Origin of the sequence: Rehaibacterium terrae, from assembly GCF_014202935.1 — a bacterium.
In the GTDB taxonomy this organism is placed as follows: domain Bacteria; phylum Pseudomonadota; class Gammaproteobacteria; order Xanthomonadales; family Xanthomonadaceae; genus Rehaibacterium; species Rehaibacterium terrae.
The window spans coordinates 102,950-121,742 of record NZ_JACHHX010000009.1 but is presented as its reverse complement, the minus strand read 5'-3'; the positions used below and the strand labels follow the sequence as shown (position 1 = coordinate 121,742).

Genomic DNA, 18,793 nt, shown 5'->3' with positions numbered 1-18,793 from the left:
GGCAACGACGGTGTGATTTTCCGGGGATTCGCGCAGTCGTCCAAGGGGGGCCAAGCCAAGCCCGCTGCGGAGTTCGTGCATTTTGCAGGGCCGACCAAGTACAACAAGTTCTACATCGGTCTCGCCAAGGGCGGTCAGCCGAACAATTTCGTGATCTTCCGGCCGAAGAAGGACTGGCTTCGGCTGGAGGTGCGCCTGGACCGCTCGGACGAGACACAGGCGCAGCTCGATGGGTCCGGTCTCGACATCATGGACTACGACTCGCGATGGGGGCGATACAGAATCCGCCTCGCGAAAGGCGACACGACGAAGCACAAGGAGTTCTTGGCAGCCCTGATGAGGAAGGCGTTCGGAGGGGCTGCATGACAAGCCGATGCAGCGGACGGTCCGCTGCGCGGCCCGCCGCTGATCGGCAATCCGTTAGGCGTCAATTCCAGGCATCCTTATTCGCGCCGCCATGCGCTGCATCGCGGCGTGGTGATCCCGGCGCACCTGCGCCGGGCTGCGGTGGCCGTGCCGGCCCACCATCCAGTGCTCGTTACAGTACGCCGAACAACACGGAATCGCCTTGTGTTATCTGGAGGAAGGGAAAAGCAGCTGGTTCACAAGAAGCGCTGGGCCAGCCGCCACTCCTCCCGATTGGGTACATATCCCGGATTACATTGCATGGTGGTGCTGTGGGAGTTCAATGTCGCTCATGTCTCAGGAGCACGCCGAGTACACAAGAGCCGCGCTCGGGCTTTCGGAGGCTGGGCCCTAACTAGTCGGCCCTGAAGAACCCCTCGGCGCCACAGGCCCCATGGCTGCTGGCTATAAGGAGTTCTTCAGGGCCGACCAAGTGTCAAAGGAGGAGGTGCTTCACATGACGTGGTTACTGATTCTGGTGGTCTTGGTAGTTCTCGTGGTCGTGGTGCTTGCCGCAGCAGCCAAGTCCAGGACGGCTTCGAGTGGAGACGTTGGCTTCCCGTACGAACCAGCCAGGTTCCTGTTCTCCGCGGCTGAACGCTCCTTCCTTGGCGTACTGGATCAGGCGGTCGGGCCGGAGTATCGCGTTTTTGGCAAAGTGCGGCTCGCCGATCTTGCAAAGGTAAAAGGCGGCCTGAACAAGTCGGCCCGGCAAGGGGCACTCAACCGCGTTGCGGCCAAGCACCTTGATTTCGTTGTATGCCGCAGCAGCGATTTGTCGGTCGTGTGCGCGTTCGAAATCAACGATCGCTCCCATGCCAGCCAGCGGGCGCAGGACCGGGATGAGTTGGTTGCACAAGTCTGCCGCACCATCGGCCTTCCGCTGGTTGCAATGCCGGCCAAGCAGGCGTACTCGGTTCTAGAGGTGCGCAAGCAGTTCCTGACGGCGGTGAGCCCGGCGCCGGTGGTTGCGCAGGTTGGCAGCTAGCAATTCGTGTATTGACTCCCGCCGCAAGTAGCGGTCGCGAGCACCTGGCGCAGGCAAGCCGGATCGGTTGCAGTGCTTAGCGCGCAGGTTGGGGTGAGCTTGCGAACCCCAACGGGGTGAGGCGGCGCAGGGCGATGGCGCTCGGGGGGGCGCGTGATGCCGGGGGGCGCAGGGCCCCCCGGCCTGCGGTTTGCTTTGCGCGATCAGGCGTCGAACGCCTCCGCCGGGATGCCCAGCAGGCTGTCCTTGCCGGCGCGGATGGCGGCGGCGTGGGCGAGGGTGCGGGGCAGGATGCGCTGGAAGTAGAAGCGGGTGGTTTCGCGCTTGGCGAGCTTGAAGGCGTCGCCGGCGTTGCCGGCTTCGGCGCCGGCCACGGCGCGGGCCCACCAGTAGGCGAGGGCGACGTAGCCGGAATAGAACAGGTAGTCGACGGCGGCGGCGCCGATCTCGTCGGCGTCGGCGCTGGCCCGCTTGCCGATGTGCAAGGTCAGTTCGCCCCATTCGCGGGCCTTTTCGGCCAGCGGCAGGATGAACTCGGCGAGGGCGGGGTTATGCTGCTGCTCGCGGCAGAAGCTCTCGATCATGGACAGGAACTGGCGCATGCCGGCGCCCTGCTGCTGCAGGATCTTGCGGCCGAGCAGGTCGAGCGCCTGGATGCCGGTGGTGCCTTCGTAGATCGTGGTGATGCGGGCGTCGCGGGCGAGCTGCTCCATGCCCCATTCGCGCACGTAGCCGTGACCGCCGAACACCTGCAGGGCGTGGTAGGTGCATTCCACGCTCCACTCGGTGAGGCATGCCTTGACGATGGGGGTGAGGAAGCTCAGCAGTTCGTCGGCGCGCCGGCGCTCGTCGGCGTCGGTGCCGTGCTCGATGACGTCGACCAGGGTGCCGGCGTGGTAGGCGAGCAGGCGGCCGCCCTCGCCCAGCGCCTTGCAGGTGAGCAGCATGCGGCGGACGTCGGGATGGACGATGATCGGATCGGCCGGCAGGTCGGGGAACTTGGCGCCGGACAGGGCGCGCATCTGCAGGCGTTCGCGGGCGTAGCGCAGGGCGTTCTGGAAGGCGCGGTCGATCAGGCCCAGGCCCTGCACGCCGACGGCCAGGCGGGCGGTGTTCATCATGGTGAACATCGCATTGAGGCCCTTGTTGGGCTGGCCGATCAGCCAGCCTTGGGCGCCGTCGAAGTTCATCACGCAGGTGGCCGAGGCGTGGATGCCCATCTTGTGCTCGATCGAGCCGCAGCGCACGGCGTTGCGTTCGCCGACGCTGCCGTCCTTGGCCACCTTCATCTTCGGCACGATGAACAGCGAGATGCCCTTGGTGCCGGCCGGGGCGTCGGGCAGGCGGGCGAGCACGAGGTGGACGATGTTGTCGGTGAAGTCGTGTTCGCCGCCGGTGATGAAGATCTTGGTGCCGGTGATGGCGTAGCTGCCGTCGGGCTGCGGCTCGGCGCGGGTGCGCAGCAGGCCGAGGTCGGAGCCGCAGTGCGGCTCGGTCAGGCACATGGTGCCGGTCCAGCGGCCCTCGACGATGGGACGCAGGAAGACCTCGCGCTGCCAGTCCTCGCCATGGTGCCTGAGCGCCTCGGTGGCGCCGTGCGAGAGCAGCGGGTAGTTGCCCCAGCTCAGGTTGGCGGCGTCGATCATTTCCTTCAGCGCGATGCCGAGGGAGTCGGGCAGGCCCTGGCCGCCGTAAGCCTCCGGCGCGGTGATGCCGGCCCAGCCGGCGTCGACGTACTGCTCGTAGGCGCGCTTGAAGCCCTTGGGTGCGGTGACGGCGCCGGTGTCGGGGTCGAAGTGGCAGCCCTCGGCATCGCCGCTCTGGTAGAGCGGGGCGAGCACGGTTTCGGTGAATTTCGCGCCTTCGTCGAGCACGGCGTCGAGCACGTCGCGCTGGGCGGCGTCGAGGCCGAGGCGGGCGTAGAGCGATTCGACGTCGAGCACGTCGAACAGGGCGAAGCGGATGTCGCGCAGCGGGACGGTGTAGTGGTTCATCGTGATTGGCTCCGTAGGATCAGCGCAGCACGCCGTCGAGGCCGGGGACGGGGTTGAGCGCGCTGGCGAATTCGATGTCGTAATTGCCGCGCGGGTCGCCGCTGACGATGCGGCCGACGAGTCGGTAGCGCAGGCCGTTGCGGGTACGCAGCACGGCGTCCATCGGCTCGCGGGCGGCATCGGCGGGGGTGAGCAGCGCCTCGACGATCTCGGCCGAGCCGGGGCCGACGCTGATGCCGGGCCGAAGCGAGAGCCGGCCGGCCTCGATGCCGGCCACTTCCAGCCGCAGGTCGACCTGGTCGTAGCGCATCGCGACGGTGCTGAAGTTCTGCAGGCGCAGATTGAGGCGCCATTGGCCGTCGTCCTGCACGGCGACTTCCTGCAGCGAGGCCTGCGGAGGCCAGACCCGTTTCTTCACCGGATCACTGCTGCAGGCGGTGAGCAGGGCGGCGAAGGCGAGCAGGAGCAGCGGTCGACGCATGGAGCCATCCGGCGGCGAATGGAGGAAGCCGGAGGATAGCAGGGCGCTGCGCGGGCGGAGAACAGAACAAGACACCCGCCGCGGCATTGCGCCGCGGCGGGTCGGTCGGCATCACCGTGGCAGTCCGGCTTACAGACCTTACAGACCGTACACGCCCAGGTAACGGGTCGCAGCTGCGGCGTAATCGCCGCGGGTGACCTTTGCCGTCGGGCCGAAGCTGGCGTGCAGGGTCGGCTGCAGGTCGAACGGCCCCTGCTTGAGGCTGAAGCGCGCCGGTATCAGGCCGAGGTCGAGCGCGAGCTGCACGTAGCCGCGCAGTGCGGGATCGATCTGGTCCTGGTCGTCGAGCACGATGCGCTTGCCGTCGTGCAGCACGCTGACGTCGCCGCTGTGGGCGCGTGCCTGCGCCTGCAGGCCGAGGCTCTGCACCAGGCTGTAGGCCAGTTCCTGCCGCACCACCGTCTTGCCCGGCTCGAACTTGCTGCCCGAGCGCACGATGCGGTCGTGGCCGTGGAAGGTGTCGCGCAGCACCGGGCCACGCGCCGAGACGGCCTCGACGAAGGGGAACAGGGCGCTGGTCGGCTTGACGTCGGAGAAGCTGGCGCCGGCCAGCGGGTCGGACTGGCGCACGCCCGCGCCCATCACCAGGAAGTCGGCGAGCTCGCGCTTGAGCAGGCTGTCGTCCGGGCGATAGCGGCCGTCGCTGCCGGCGTCGACCAGCCGCTTGCTCACCGCGTACTCGACGAAGCCCTGCGCCGGGTGGCCGGCGATGTCGTTGAGGCCGGTGTAGCCGTCGGTGCGCAGCTGCTTGATGTTGGCGCGCACCGTGCCGGGGGCACCGTAGCCGTTGGTGACCTGCAGCGGATCGAGGTTGGTGCCGGACACCGAGCCGATGCCGCGCGCGGTGAGCGTCCAGGTGCCGGGCACGCCGGGGGCGGCGACGGCGACGTTCTGGCCGAGCACCGGCAGCGCGATCGAGGAGCCGTAGCGCTTGCCGTTCGGATCGATCAGCACCAGCGCCAGGGTGTTGTCGCCGATGTTGGCGCGGGCGCTGACCAGCGAGATGTCGGCGCCGACCTCGAACTGCACCGCGCCGGTCTGGCCGACCGGGCTGAAGTCGAAGCTGACGTTGACACTGCTCGCAGTGGAGACCTGCGCGTTGGCATTGAAGCTGCGGTTGAGGTTGACCGTGGCGCCGAACTGGCCGAGCTCGCGCGCCGCCTGCACCGCCGCGTAGGCGTTGACGTAGCCGGCGCCGGCTTCCCAGGCCTCGCGGCCGGGGATGTTGGTGGCGGTGTCCTGCAGGATCTTCTTGACCCCGCGCCAGTCGAGCGCCGGGTTGGCCTCGAGCATCAGCGCGACGATGCCCGACACGTGCGGCGCGGCCATCGAGGTGCCGCTCTTGCGGCTGTAGTAAGTGGCCAGGCCGGGGCCGATCTCGTCGATTTCGCTCTGCAGTGCGAGCAGATCGAGCGGGCCGCTGGTGGAGGCGCGCGCCGAGTAGATGTTGACGCCTGGCGCGGTGACGGTCGGGCGGTCCTCCCAGGTGAGGCTCTGGCCGCCGATGCTGACCGTGCCGCCCTTGCCCTTCTCGCCGCGCGAGGAGAACGAAGCCAGCCGGCCCTGCTTGTCGCCGGCGGCGACGGTGACCACCCACGGTGCCTTCTTGAACTGGCCGGTGATGGTGCCCTCGCCGGGGCCGGAGTTGCCGGCCGAGAACACCACGACCACGCCGCGGTCGGCGAGCTTCTTGGTGGCGACGTTGGTCGGGTGGTCGGGATTGAAGGCGCTGCCGGTGTCCGAGGTCTGCCCGAACGAGTTGGAGACGACGCGGATGTTGTAGGTGAACTGGTGGGTCAGCGCGTAGTCGAAGCCGCCCAGCGTGTCGAGGATGAACAGCGCCGCGCCCGAGCCGTAGCCGACGATGCCGGCACCCGGCGCGACGCCTTCGAAGTCGCCGCCCGAGGCCGCGCCGGTGCCGCCGACCGTGCCGGCAACGTGGGTGCCGTGGCCACCGCCGATGTCGGTGTTGGGCACGTTCTCGGTGTAGGTGATCGGCGACAGCGAGGTGAGCGAGCGCAGGTTGGTCTGCGCGGCGACGTTCTGCACCACGTGGCGGCCGAACTTGAGGTCGGGATGGGTGCCGTCCACGCCCGAGTCGTTGACCAGCACGCTCACGCCCTTGCCCGAGTAGGGCACGCCGTTGTTGCGAAGCAGCGGATCGGTGCGCAGGCGGTCGACGCCGGTGAGCGCGGTGGCTTCGCGATTCTCGTATTCGAGCGGGGCGTTGAACCAGATCGAGCGCACATCGTCCCAGCCGTCGAGGATGCGGATCTGTGCGGGTGTGGCGAGCACGCCGGCGATCGGCAGTTCGTTGAGTACGACGCCGGTCAGGCCGATGTCGGCCAGACGTTGCTTCTGCGCGGCGCTGAGCGGGCCGTCGCCCTCGAAGGTGACGATGACCTCGATGGCGTCGTTGATCGCCACCGTGGGCAGTTTGTCCTGCAGGTAGGGGTCGATCGTGGCGGCCAGCGCGAGGCTGGAGGCGCCGAGCATCGCGCCGGCGAGGGCCAGGCGGATACCGAGACGGAGATGGGCAGGCGTGGACATCGGTGAACCTCCGGGTGGGTGGTCCACGCAGCGTCGCGCCACAGTGCGGCCGGCGGCATCCGGAAACGCCCTCAGCGGGGGCGGGGGAAAACCCCCAGCCGGGCTTCAGGGTGTGCGTTGCACGGGGCGATGCGGAGGCTGCCGATGTCCGACGTGGAGCGAACACCATCCCCACCCAACCCTCCCCTTGAAGGGGAGGGCTTCAAGCCGTTGGCAATCCGGCAGGCAAACCTGCTTCACGGCGAATGCTGAGCGCGGCGTTTCCTTACCGCCAACCCAGCGGACGATGAAGCCGTCGCGACGTAGCCTGCTCTGCTCCCTCCCCTTCAAGGGGAGGGCCGGGGTGGGGATGGTGTTGGTTCGGGCAGCATCGCGCAGGGGCTGGCGATCATTCACAAGCTCTCAGTCCAGCAGCCCCTTGCGTACCGCGTAGCGCACCAGTTCGGCGGTGTTGCGCACGCCGAGCTTGTCGAGCACGCGCAGGCGGTGGTTCTCGGCGGTCTTCACGCTGATGTCGAGTCGGCGCGCGATTTCCTTGGTGGTCAGCCCTTCGGCGATCAGGTGGAAGACCTCGCGCTCGCGCGGGGTGAGGCCGCCGTAGGGATCCTCCAGCGGGCGGTCGGGACGGTGCAGTTGCTCCGCGAGCGCCTTGGCGGCGAGGGCGCCGAAATGCGCGCGGCCGGCGTGCAGGTCGCGCACGGCGGCGATCAGCTCGGCGGTGGCACTGTCCTTGGCGAGGTAGCCGGAGGCGCCGGCGCGCACGGCGTGCAGGACGTACTCTTCCTCCTGGTGCATGGTCAGCACCAGCACGCGCGCCTCCGGCAGCGCCTCGCGCAGGCGGCGCACCACTTCGATGCCGTTCAGGCGCGGCATCGACAGGTCGACGATGACGACCTCGGGCCGCGTGGCGATCGCTTTCTCCACCGCATCGATGCCGTCGGCGGCCTCGGCCACCACCTGGCAGGCGCCGCTGGCATTGAGTGCGGCGACCAGGCTCTCGCGGACCAGGGTGTGGTCGTCGGCGATCAGGACGCGTACCGGATGCAGGCTCATGGGTGCTTTGGGCAGGGGCGGCTCCGGCCACAGCCGGAAAACCGAGCAGTGAGTGAAGAGGAGCCAGAAACGAGGGAAAGCGCCGGCGCAGCGAAGCCTGGCCCCTCCCGCACTCCTCGCTTCTCTTCGCTCGTTGCTCGCCTCCCGGCGGCGGCTTGCGCCACTCCCACGGTGGGAGTGGGGCGCGGACGCGGCGTGCGATGTGGGCGCACGCCTCTACTCCCTCATGCCGACACCGTCGCCGTCAAGCGGCAGCCGCGCGCGCAGGCGGCATCCCTCGCCGGGGCGCGAGTGCAGCTCGAAGCGGCCGCCGTACAGGCGCACGCGTTCGCGCATGCCGCCGATGCCGGTGCCGGGGTTGGCGAGCACGCGCTCGGGGTCGCAGCCGCGGCCGTCGTCCCACACGGTGAGGTGCAGCCAGCCGCCCTTGGCAACCACGCGCAGCAGCGCCTGGCGGGCGCCGGCATGGCGGACGATGTTGGTGAGCGCTTCCTGGGCGAGGCGGAAGACCAGTGTCTGCAGGTCGCCGTCGAGCGCCGGCAGCACGCCGATCTCCAGTTCGATGGCAAGGCCGCCGCTTTCGCCGAGTGTGCGGGCCAGCCAGCGCAGCGCCGCTTCCAGCCCGAGGTCGTCGAGCACCTGCGGGCGCAGCAGGCGCGACAATTGGCGGGTGTCCTCCAGGGTTTGCGCGCACAGTTCGACGGCGGCGGCCAAACGCTCGCGCCCGGCCGGGTCCAGATGCGGGCCGAGCAGGGCGAGCTGGTGCTTGAGGGCGGTGAGATTCTGTCCGAGGCCGTCGTGCAGCTCGCGCGCCAGCCGGCGGCGTTCGTCCTCCTGCACGCGGTAGACCGAGCGTGCCAGCCGGTAGAACTCGCGCTGGCTGGATTCGATCCGCTCGAGCAGTTCGCGGTAGCGGGCCTGCAATTCGAGCAGGTCGGGGGGCGCGTGCTCACGCATCGGCGTTCTCGCGCAGGGCGATGGCTTCGGGGCTGGCCAGCAGGGCCTCGCGCAGGTCGGCGGGCAGGCCGTCGGCGAGACGGTCGAGGGCGGTGCGGGCGGCCTGGCGGGCCGTGTCCGCCGCGTCGTGCTGACCGTCGCGCGCGAGCGCGGTGGCGCCCAGGCGGTGCAGCTCGAAGGCGCCGGCGTAGTTGCCGCGGCCGGCCAAGGCCGCGGTGGCATCGTGGTACTCGGCGATCGCGGCGGCGATGTCGCCGGCCGCCAGCCGGCGTTCCAGCGCGAGCCGCAGCCAGGCCAGCCGCAGCGGCAGGTTGCCCAGCCGCTCGAAGGATTCGCCGATGGCGGCGAACTCTGTGTCGCGGGCGCGCAGGGCGCGCGCCTGCAGTGCCAGCGCGGGCACGCCGGCGGCCTCGGCCTGGCGAAGGGCTTCTTCCGCCAGCGCCGCGAGCCGGCCGTCGCTGCCCTGCCTGCGCACGGCTTCGGCGCGCAGCAGTGCGGCGATCGCACGCTGCTCGTGTGAGGCGGCCTGCAGGGTCGCCTCCAGCGCGTCCAGACGCTCCAGCGCGCGCGCCACGGCGCCGGCGGCGAGCAGGGCGCGCACCCGCAGCAGGCCGGTGTCGAGCAGGCCGCGTTGGTCCTGGCGTTCGCGGAACAGCGTCTCGGCGCGGTCGAGCTGCGCCAGCGCCTCGCCGATCCGGCCCTGCACGATGGCCAGTTCGGCGAGGTTGCGTCGGCTGACCGCCGTCTCCTCCGCCATCTGCCGGCGCTCGGCCTCGGCGAGCGCGGCCTCGAGCTGGCGGCGCGCGTCGTCCCAGCGGCCACGGGCGATGTCGAGCAGGCCGAGGTTCTGGCGTGCGCGGATGCCGCCGCGCGGATCGCGGAGCGCGGCGAAGGCGTCGGCGGCCTGCTGCCAGAACACTTGCGCGCTGTCGTAGGCGCCGAGCTGGAAGTGGGCGAAGCCGATGTCGTTGAGGCTCTCGGCGGCGCCGGCGGCATCGCCGGCTTCCTCGCGGCTGCGCAGCACGCGACGGTAGGCGTCGAGCGCAGCGGGATAGTCGCCGCGCTCCTCGGCGAGCACGGCCAGCTCGCGGTCCATGGTGGCGAGGCTGGCGCGGTCGCCCAGCTCCTCGAACAGGGCGCGCGCTTCGAGCAGATGGCTCTCGGCCTCGCCGGTGTTGCCGCGCAGCATCGCCACGCGGGCGAGATTGTGCAGGGTGGCAGCGGTGCCGCGCCGGTCCTGCACGGCGCGGCGCAGCGCCAGCGCGCGGCGGTACTGCTCCTCGGCATCGGTGGTCTGGCCGAGCTGGATGTAGCCGATGCCCAAGGCATTGGTGGCCTCGGCCTCGCCATGGGGATTGCGGGCGCGTTTGTACAGCACCAGGGCGCGCAGCAGCTGCTCGTCGACCGCGCGGCGGGCGTCGCCGCGCAGGATCGAGTACTTGCCGAGCAGGTACCAGGCGCGCGGGTCGTCGCCGTCGCGGGCGAGCAGCGATTGCAACAGGTGGCTGGCGCCGTCGAAGTCGCCGTGTTCGCCGAGCAACTGCGCCAGCCGCAGGGTGGCGGCGAGGTCGTCGGGCACCTGCTGCAGGTGGGCGCGCAGCGCGGCGGCGGCGGTTTCGTGCTCGCCGCCCGCGAGCGCGGCCAGAGTCTGCAGGTCCAGCCGCAGGCGGCGCGGGGCCGGCGTCGCCAGCCCGGTGGCGGCGGCTTGTGCAGCCAGCGCCGTGTTGCCGGTCTGCCAGGCGGCCTCGCCGAGCGCGAGCCAGGCGGGGGCATAGGCGGGCTCGCCGGCGGTGACCTCGCGGAGCGACGCCAGCGCCTGTTCCGGCCGACCGCTGCGGCGTTCGCGCAGGCTGCGGCCATAGGCAGCCAGCGATGCGCCGGTGGCGGGCAGCAGCGGGCTCGGGAAGGCCGCGCGCGGCTGCAGTGCGGCCGCGAGGGCATCGCCGAAGCGGGTGGTGGCGGCGGGCAGCGTCGCCGCCGCCTGGCCGTCGATGCGGCGGCGGGTGCCGGCTTCGGTCAGTTCCCCGGCCAGCCGGTAGCCGTCATCGCCGTGGTGCAGCGTCACGTGCAGATGGCGACGCGCCGGGACCAGTTGCGCCACCGGCTCGCTGTCGCGGACGCCGCTGCCGGGCAGGCCGAGCTGGGCCAGTGCCTGTGCGGTGCGGTCGCCGTCCACCACCGCCATGCCGGGCAGCTCGGCGATGCCCTGGCGCAAGTGCTCCACCGCGGCGAGCCAGGCGTCGGCGTCGGTGTCGCTGTCATCGGCGACGATCAGCAGCCGGTCCGGTGGCAGCGCGGGCGGCGCCAGCGGCAGACGCAGGCCAAGCCAACCCAACAGCACGAGCAGCGCCAGCACCGCCAATGCGATGCTGGTACGGCGGCCAGGGCGCAGGTCGAGCGGCACATGGCGCTGGTCGATGGCACGGATCACCGCCGTCGCGTCGGCGAAGCGGTGCGAAGGGCGCGGCTGCAGCAGGCGCGCGAGCAGGCGCGCGACCCAGGCCGGGGTGTCGGGACGATGCCGGACGACCGGATCGGGCGGGCGCAGGATGCGCTGACTGAGCGATTCGGCCGGTGTGCTGCCGGCGAAGGCCTGCCGGCCGCTGAGCATCTCGTAGAGGATCAGGCCGAGCGCGTACAGGTCACTGCGCGCGTCGACCGGCTCGCCACGCGCCTGCTCGGGCGAGAGATAGTCGGGCGTGCCGACTATCGCGCCGGCCTGGGTGAAGCCGCTGCTGCCCAGCGAACGGGCGACGCCGAAGTCGCCGATGCTGGCGTTGCCGGCGCGGTCGATCAGCACGTTGGAGGGCTTGAGATCGCGATGCACCACGCCGCGCGCATGCGCCGCGGCCAGACCCTCGGCAAGTTGGCGGGCGATCCGCAGCGCCTCGTCGACCGGCAGCGGGCCGCGGCGGTCGAGCATGCGGTCGAGCGATTCGCCCTCGATCAGGTCCATGCTGATCAGCCAGCGGTCCTCGTGGCGGGCGATGTCGTGGATACGCACCACGTGCGGGCTGGACACTTGCCGCGCCAGCAGCAGCTCCTGGCGGAAGCGCTCGAAGGCCTCGGGGCGCGTGGCCAGCTCCGGCCGCAGCAGTTTCACCGCCACCGTGATGCCGAGATCGAGGTCGGTGGCGCGATAGACCATGCCCATGCCGCCGAGGCCGAGCATGGCCTCGATGCGGAAGCGTCCGGCCAGCACCGTGCCGGGGGCGACATCCGCGGCGGCGAACAGGCCGGTGACGGTGGCGGGCGGGGTGGGCTTCTCGGGTTCGGTCATCCCCGGTGTCCGGCGTGGGCGGCGAGGATGTCGTCCCAGCGCGGCGGGGCGACGAGGTTGGCGAGGGCGCGGGCGTCGCGGTGGGCGGCGATCCACAGCGCGGCGCGCTCACAGACGGCCTGCAGCAGTTCCATGTCGAGCTCGGTGATGGCGGCGCCGGGACGGCGGCTGTCGGCGTAGACCGCGCCGAGCACCCGTTCGCCGTCGAGCAGCGGCAGGCAGAGCAGGGCCTGCAGGCCGCCAGCGATCACCGAGGCGCGGCCGGCGAATTGCGGGTCGGCGCCGACTTCGTTGAGCACGACCGGGCGGCGTTCGGCGATCGCCCGCTCGACCACACCGATGCTGCCGGAGAACTCGCGACCGGCGAGCCGGGCCGGGTCCAGGGCATGGGTGGCGCGCACGCGCAAGCCGCCGTCTTCGGCCAGCAGCAGGAAGCCGCGCTCGCAGTCGGCCAGCTCGCAGACCGCGCGCAGCGTGTCCTGCAACAGGTCGGGGAAGGCGGTCTGCGCCTGCAGCCGGGTGGCGAAGACGATCGAATCCTCGCGCCGCTGCGCTTGCCGGCGCGCCGCCTGGGCGGCCTCGATCTCGCTCAGCGGCTCGAATTCGCACAGCACGTCGCCGAAGCGCAGCCAGGCGTGGCCGGGAATCGCCGTCTCCTCGACCCGGCGCCCGTCGAGGAAGCTGCCGTTCTTGCTGTCGAGGTCGCGCAGCCGCCAGCCACCGCTGTCGCAGCGCAGCTCGGCATGGCGGCGGGAGACCGACGGGTGCTCCAGGTGCAGATCGCAGCCTGGTGCGCGGCCGATCAGGGTCGGCCGCGCCGCGTCGAGGAGGCGCGCGACTGCGGGGCGGTCCGGCAGGTAGGCGAGCAGGCGCGCATTCATGCCTGCATCTTAGCGCGCGCGGTCGGCGGCGGCGCAGGGCCGCCGCCGGACTTCAGCGGACGGAATCAATAGCCGTAGTCGCGCAGGAATCCGATGCTGAACTTCAGCGTCGCCGCACCCGAGAGCAGCTCGCCGGCGACGTTGTGCTGATCGCGCAGGGCGCGCCACTGCTGCGGGATGGCGGTTCCGGCCTGGGCGGCGACCTCGGCGCTGAAGGCGTCGAGCTGGGCGATCGCCTCGGCGAAGTCATCGCCGGCGACGGCGGCTTCGGCGGCGTCGATGCGCGACTCCAGCGCAGCGCGTGTGGTCCCGGACAGGGCGGCGGTCTGGCCGCGCAGCCAGCCGAACTTCTCGGCGATCGCATCGCGGCTGGAGCGCAGGTCGGCCAGGATCAGAAACTGCGAGAACGAGCCGGTGCTGGTACGGGCACGCACGCTGCCCGGCAGCACCTCGCGGGTGATCTCGCGGAAGGCCCCGCCCAGCGGCGCCTTGAACACGCGGTAGGGCGTGCCGGCGGTGTAGGCCAGCAGATGGGTGTGGATCTCGACGTTGACGGTGCGGCGGAAGCTCAGGCCGGCGAGCGCGGGTGGCTCGATGGTGATCAGCACCGGGAAGTCGGCGGGGATCGTGGTCAGGCTGGCGTCGGGCAGGCGGGCGAGCAGGGTCGGATCCGTGAGGCTGACCAGCTCGGCGCTGATGCCCAGGCTGCTGGCACTGAGGTTGCTGGCGTCGTCGAAGCTCAGAGTCAGATCGGCCAGCGGAGCGGTGCTCAGGCCGACGCGTGCGGTGGCGACGTTGCCGGAGACATTGACGCTGACCGGCAGGCTCTGCGCGGCGGCGGTGGTCGCCATGCCGAGCAGCAGGGCGAGGGCGGGGGCGAGACGGAACGGCATGCGCATGGGACGTCTCCAGACGGTCCGGCGTGGGAGGACCGCGTTCACCGTCGACCAGCCTCGGCCCGGCACGGTGAATCGAGGGTGAAGGAAGCCTATGGGAGCGATGTGCAATCAGTCCATAGGGGATTTCCCCCAGGCGGCCTGGGGGCTTGCCCGGATGGGCGCCGCGGCGGTCGCCGCGGATGCTGGCAGCCGCATCCACGCCATCCACGGAGCCCAGAAATGAAGTGCAGGTCGATGCTTTCCATGAGGTTTTCTGCAATCGCCGTGGGCATGCTGGCCAGCGGCCTGGCCCTTGCCGAGGCCCGGTTGGACCCCGCGCTGGTCGAAAAACTGGGCGCGGTGCTGCCGAGCGAGCCGCTGGAAGTGGTGATCGCCTTCGCGCAGGACGGCCCGCTGACCGCGGCGCAGCGGCAGGCGCTGGAGACGCTGGGCATCCGCCAGGGCGTGCAGTTCCATTCGCTGCCGATCGCCGGCGCGCTGGCGACGCCGGCGCAGGTGCAGGCGCTGGCCGCGCGCGACGACGTGACCTCGATCTACCTCAACCACCCGCTGCGCTACTTCAACGCCGAGGCGCGACAGATCTCCGGCGTGGAGCGGCTGCAGGCCGCTCCGCAGGATTTCGGCCGGGCGATTCCCTACACCGGCGCCGGCGTCACCGCGGTCATCAACGACTCCGGCATCGACGCCACCCATGCCGACCTCAGCTACGGCAGTCACGTGGTGGAGAACGTGCAGGGCCTGACCAACCTGCGTGCGCTGTTCGCCTTCGGGCCGGTGACCTATCTGGAGGGGCAGTACAACACCGACACCAACTCCGGTCACGGCACCCACTGCGCCGGCAGCTTCGGCGGCACCGGCGCGCGCAGCGGCGGCCTGTACCGCGGTGTGGCGCCGGGCGCCGACATCGTCGGCTACGGTTCGGGCGGCGGACTGTTCATTCTGGATGCGATCGGCGGCTTCGATTACGCGATCACTCACCAGTTCAGCTTCGACGCGCCGATTCGGGTGATCTCCAATTCCTGGGGCAGCTCGGGCCGCTTCGACCCGGCCAACCCGGTCAACATCGCCTCCTACGCCGCCTACAAGCGCGGCATCACCGCGGTGTTCGCCGCCGGCAACGACGGCCCCGGTGAGGACACCCACAATCCTTATGCACAGGCGCCGTGGGTGATCTCGGTCGGTGCCGGCACCAAGGATGGCCGGCTGGTCGATTTCTCCTCGCGCGGCAAGCGCGGCGAATCGGGCACCTTCACCATGCACGACGGCCGCGAGTGGACCTACGTCAACGAGCCGACCATCGTCGCCACCGGCGTGGACGTGGTCTCGACCCGGGCCAGCACCAACCTCACCGCCAACGGCCTGACCGACGATCTCGAGCTGGCGCCCGAGCACCTGCCGTTCTACACCATGATCTCCGGCACTTCGATGGCGACACCGCATGTCGCCGGCATCGTCGCGCTCATGCTGGAGGCGAACCCGGCGCTGACTTCCGACCAGATCAAGGACATCCTGCGCCGGACCGCCACCAACATGACCGCGCATGCGAGCTGGGAGGTGGGGGCCGGTCACGTCGACGCCTATGCGGCGGTGGCCGAGGCGGCCGGGCTGCGCAGCGACCACGGCAGGACCGTGAATGCCCTGCGTAGCTTCAATAGCAACGCGCTGCTCAAGCCCGGTGCGAGCATGCCGTTCGCGATCGACTTCTCGCCGGTCGGGCCGACCGGCTCGATGAGCTTCGAGGTCGGGCCGCAGACGGCGTGGATCACCGCGCGCGCGGTGGTCGACGCCAACACCGTCGCCGTGGTGCTGATCGACCCGGATGGCGAGCGCTATGGCTCGTCCATCGCGCTGCCCCTGCTCGGCGACACCGTGGTCGCCAGCGCGCCGGCCAAGCCCGGCACCTGGACGCTGACCGTGCGCGGCTTCGGTTCGGTCTCCGGTGTCGCGCTCGACCCGCTCCGGGTCACCAACGGCTACGGCGCGCCTGGCACGATCGAAGGCACCCTGAGCTTCCTCGACAGCGCCGGCTTCAGCGGTCTGGACGATGTCGCCGCGACGCATCCGGCGCGTGGCGCGATCGAGCTCGGCGTCAGCCGCCGCCTGGTCGATGGCTACTCCGACCGCAAGTTCCGCCCGGACCAGACGCTCAGGCGCAGCGAGCTGGCGCAATACCTGACGATGGGCGCGAACCTGCGTCAGCGCTTGCCGCTGGCCGGCGTGCCGAGCTTCCCGGACCTGTCGCCGAACAGCTTCGCCTATCCCTTCGCCGAAGCGGCGGTGGCGCGCGGCGCGGTGCTGCGCAACCTCGGTCAGGACCAGGACGGCCCGATGCAGCTGATCAACGGCGCGTTCCGGCCGAACCACGGCGTGACCCGTCTCGACCTTGCCTACGCGCTCGTGCAGAGCCTGGCATTGCAGGACCAGGCGCGTGCGTTCAGCGGCGAATTGAGCGCGTTCTACGACGGCAAGCGGGTGCCGCTGAAGGATGCCGACAAGATCCCGGCCGCGCTGCGCGGGTACGTCCAGCTCGCGCTCGATGCCGGCGTGATCAATGCCCGCTTCGCGCTGGAGCAGGGGCCGTTCGACCTGCAGCCCAAGCTGGTGGCGTACTTCGATCCGACGGTGGGCGTGACCCGCGCCGCGTATGCGGTCGCCGCGGGCCGTTTCGCCGAGCAGTACCGCAACCCGCGCCCCTGAACGGTTGGGTTGGCGAAAAAGAAACAACGGCCCGGGAGTGGTCCCGGGCCGTTGCGCTTGTGCCGGTGCGCGCCAGGCTCAGCCGAGCGCGCCGCTGCGCGGCAAGTCGATGTCGTAGGGGCGCCAGGTTTCGGCGACGATCGTCGCATCGACATCGATGCGGTGGTTGCGCAGCGGCGGCAGGCTCACGCCGGCCGGCCAGGCGACCTGGGCGTCGACGCAGCGGGCGATGCGGATCAGCGCGCGCAGCATGCGCAGGTCGGACGGGTCGGTGTGGCGCGCGGCCAGGCGCGGCTCGATCACCACCCAGCGCGGGGCGAGTTCGGCCATGCGGTGGAAGTTGGATACGCTGCCGCCGAAACCGTCGATCACGAAGTCCACGCCGTGCTCGCGCAGTTCGCGCAGGTGCAGGTAGACGTTGTTGCCGACGCTGGCGAGCAGGTATTCCTCGACCAGCACCGCGACGCTGGCGCCGGTTTCGCGGCGCAGGGCGATGATCGGGCGCAGGGTGCGGTCGATGTTGGCCTCGCGCAGCAGCAACGGGTGCAGGCGGAAGGCGACCGGGATGCCGGGGCCGAAGCGGGCGAGCAGCTCTTCGAGGTCCTGGTCGACCTGCTCGGAGACGCGCCGCTGCACCTGCTGCAGCAGCTCGCCCTGGGGCGTGCCGGGCAGCAGCTCGGCGAGCGTGACCGGTGGGCTGTCCTCGCCGAGGAAGACCGGCACCACTTCGAGGATGCGCGGCGCGCCGTCGTCCAGCGCGACGACCGGGCGGTAGCTGTTGCGCACCTCGCGACGCTCCAGCGCGGCGCGCAGCAGTTTGAGCGCGGCGCTGCGGTCGGCCATCAGCGCATCGAAGGCGCCGTCGGCGAAGCGGAAGGTGTTGCGGCCGGCGTCGCGCGCCTGGCCCAGCGCGCGTTCGGCGCCGGACAGCAGCGTGGCGGCGGAGTCGCCATCCTGCGGGTACAGGCTGGCGCCGAGGCAGGCATCGACACTGGCCGAGGACGACTGCTCGCCGACCTGGCGCACTTCGGCGAGCAGTTGCTCGATCACCCGCAGCGCCTGCTCGGGGCTCTCCAGCTGCTTGAGCACGAAGGCCAGGGTGTGGGGGGCGCAGCGCATCATCAGGTCGCTGCGGCGGACCACGGTGCGCAAGCGGTGGTCGAGCTCGGATTCGAGCGCCTGCACGGCGTGCTCGTCGCGGCCGCGCGGCTCGATCTCCAGCAGCAACAGGGCGAGGTTGCGGCCGTGGCGGCTGGCCAGGTTGATTTCCGCCTCCAGCGCGTCGCACAGCTGGCTGCGCGGGGACAGGGCATGCAGGCCGATGACGCCGGACGATGCGTCGAGGTGGCGTGCCTGCGTACTGGGCTCCACGGCGAGGGCCTGCGCCTGTTCGGGCGTGAGCTCTTCGACTTCGACGCCGGCATCGCTCGGGCTGACGACATCCTCGCCGGCCAACTGCTGGAACTGGGCGAGAAAGCCGCGCGGATTGCCGTCGGCATCACGCAGCAGGTGGTTGCAGAACGACACCCGCAGCACGCTGCCGTCGCAGCGCAGCTGGCGCTTCTCGATGCAGTAGCCCTCGATCTCGCCGGCGAGCAGGCGCCCGGCCTGGTCCAGGTCGGCGGTGAGGTCGTCCTGGTGGGTGATTTCCTGGAAGCTGCGCTGCAGCAGCTCGTCGCGCGCGTAGCCCAGCAGCGAGCACAGCGCCGGGTTGGCGTCGAGCCAGCGGCCTGTGAGGTCGAGCAGGGCCAGGCCGATCGGCGAGGTCTCGAACAGCAGCCGGAACTTCTGCTCGCTCTCCCCGAGCGCGGTCTCGAGCGCGCGCCGCTCGCTCAGGTCGGTGTGCGAGCACAGCATGCGCAGCGGGCGTCCCTCGGCATCGCGCTCGCTGATCTCGCCCAGCACCAGCATCCACACGTAGTGGCCCTGGGCATGGCGCAACCGGCACTCGATGCGGAACTGGCTGCTCTGGCCGGTGAGGTGGCGCGTCATCGCCGCGTCGACGCGCAGCGCGTCCTGCGGATGGATCAGCGCGCGCCAGGCGTCCAGGCGTGGGTCGAGCTGTCCCCGGGCATAGCCCAGCGCTTCGAGCAGCGCGCGCGAGTAGCGCACGCTGCGGGTCGGCAGGTGAGCCTCCCAGAGTCCGAGGCCGGTGCTGTCGAAGGGATGCTCGGGCCAGACGGCCTCGGCGGAGGGTTCGGCCGGAGACGTCACCGTCGCGTCGGGGATCAGTTCGCCGATCCAGTCGGCCATGGCGCAGCGCGGCGCGGGCTGGCTGGCGGAGGGGGTGGAAGCGGTGGCCGGGGTTTCGAGAGGGGAGCCGGGGGCTCCGTCGCGCTGGGCGTCGTGGGTGTCGGTCGATCCGGGGACCTTCACTGTCATTCGAGCCGGCCTGGCTGCGTTCGCTTGAGGTGGAGCCTAGAACCTTTGAGGCCCGACGGCAATACCCTTGGAAAAACAATGCCGATCGGGCAACTCCTTACAAGGAACGCCAGGAGTTGCCGGTGGCGGCCAGCGGCCCGCGCGACGGGCAACGAAAGGGCAAGTC

General features: G+C 70.7%; 12 protein-coding genes. 3 read left to right on the top strand and 9 right to left on the bottom strand.

The window, feature by feature from the left end; genetic code table 11:
- A partial coding sequence (locus tag HNQ58_RS07980; protein ID WP_221301206.1) for a hypothetical protein occupies nt 1–366 on the top strand: 366 nt, incomplete at its 5' end.
- A gap of 496 nt (nt 367–862) precedes the next feature.
- Nucleotides 863–1,393, top strand: a complete 531-nt coding sequence (locus HNQ58_RS07975; protein WP_183948377.1) for a DUF2726 domain-containing protein — start codon at nt 863–865, stop codon at nt 1,391–1,393.
- Between the two features lie 203 nt (nt 1,394–1,596).
- On the opposite strand, the gene HNQ58_RS07970 is transcribed toward HNQ58_RS07975, so the two are convergent.
- The 8 genes from HNQ58_RS07970 to HNQ58_RS07935 form a co-directional block, all read right to left on the bottom strand.
- A complete protein-coding gene (locus HNQ58_RS07970) occupies nt 1,597–3,387 on the bottom strand; it encodes an acyl-CoA dehydrogenase C-terminal domain-containing protein (RefSeq protein WP_183948376.1) in 1,791 nt (596 codons plus the stop codon).
- Nucleotides 3,388–3,406: 19 nt separating this feature from the next.
- Nucleotides 3,407–3,868, bottom strand: a complete 462-nt coding sequence (locus HNQ58_RS07965; RefSeq protein WP_183948375.1) for an LEA/WHy family protein — start codon at nt 3,866–3,868, stop codon at nt 3,407–3,409.
- Between the two features lie 138 nt (nt 3,869–4,006).
- Nucleotides 4,007–6,478, bottom strand: coding sequence for a S8 family serine peptidase (locus tag HNQ58_RS07960; RefSeq protein WP_183948374.1), 2,472 nt, complete (start codon nt 6,476–6,478; stop codon nt 4,007–4,009).
- A gap of 402 nt (nt 6,479–6,880) precedes the next feature.
- The gene (locus HNQ58_RS07955; RefSeq protein WP_183948373.1) at nt 6,881–7,531 is read right to left on the bottom strand and encodes a response regulator; all 651 of its coding nucleotides are present in this window, start codon (nt 7,529–7,531) and stop codon (nt 6,881–6,883) included.
- A gap of 216 nt (nt 7,532–7,747) precedes the next feature.
- Entirely contained in the window at nt 7,748–8,488 is a 741-nt protein-coding gene (locus HNQ58_RS07950) for a sensor histidine kinase (protein WP_183948372.1), read from the bottom strand.
- Complete coding sequence (locus HNQ58_RS07945) at nt 8,481–11,768, bottom strand: serine/threonine-protein kinase (protein WP_183948371.1); 3,288 nt, start codon at nt 11,766–11,768, stop codon at nt 8,481–8,483. Before HNQ58_RS07945 ends, HNQ58_RS07950 begins: the two co-directional genes overlap by 8 nt.
- A complete protein-coding gene (locus HNQ58_RS07940; RefSeq protein ID WP_183948370.1) occupies nt 11,765–12,649 on the bottom strand; it encodes a GAF domain-containing protein in 885 nt (294 codons plus the stop codon). The genes HNQ58_RS07945 and HNQ58_RS07940 overlap by 4 nt, the downstream gene beginning before the upstream one ends.
- Before the next feature lie 65 nt (nt 12,650–12,714).
- Complete coding sequence (locus tag HNQ58_RS07935) at nt 12,715–13,548, bottom strand: DUF6689 family protein (protein WP_246417172.1); 834 nt, start codon at nt 13,546–13,548, stop codon at nt 12,715–12,717.
- Nucleotides 13,549–13,791: 243 nt separating this feature from the next.
- On the opposite strand from HNQ58_RS07935, the gene HNQ58_RS07930 reads away from it, so the two are divergent.
- Nucleotides 13,792–16,245 carry a S8 family serine peptidase gene (locus HNQ58_RS07930; protein WP_246417170.1) on the top strand — a complete coding sequence of 818 codons (2,454 nt, stop codon included), beginning with the start codon at nt 13,792–13,794 and terminating at the stop codon, nt 16,243–16,245.
- A 78-nt stretch (nt 16,246–16,323) separates the two neighbouring features.
- Here HNQ58_RS07930 and HNQ58_RS07925 read toward each other — a convergent pair whose 3' ends face one another.
- A complete protein-coding gene (locus tag HNQ58_RS07925) occupies nt 16,324–18,498 on the bottom strand; it encodes a sensor domain-containing protein (protein WP_183948369.1) in 2,175 nt (724 codons plus the stop codon).
- Nucleotides 18,499–18,793: the final 295 nt, after the last annotated feature.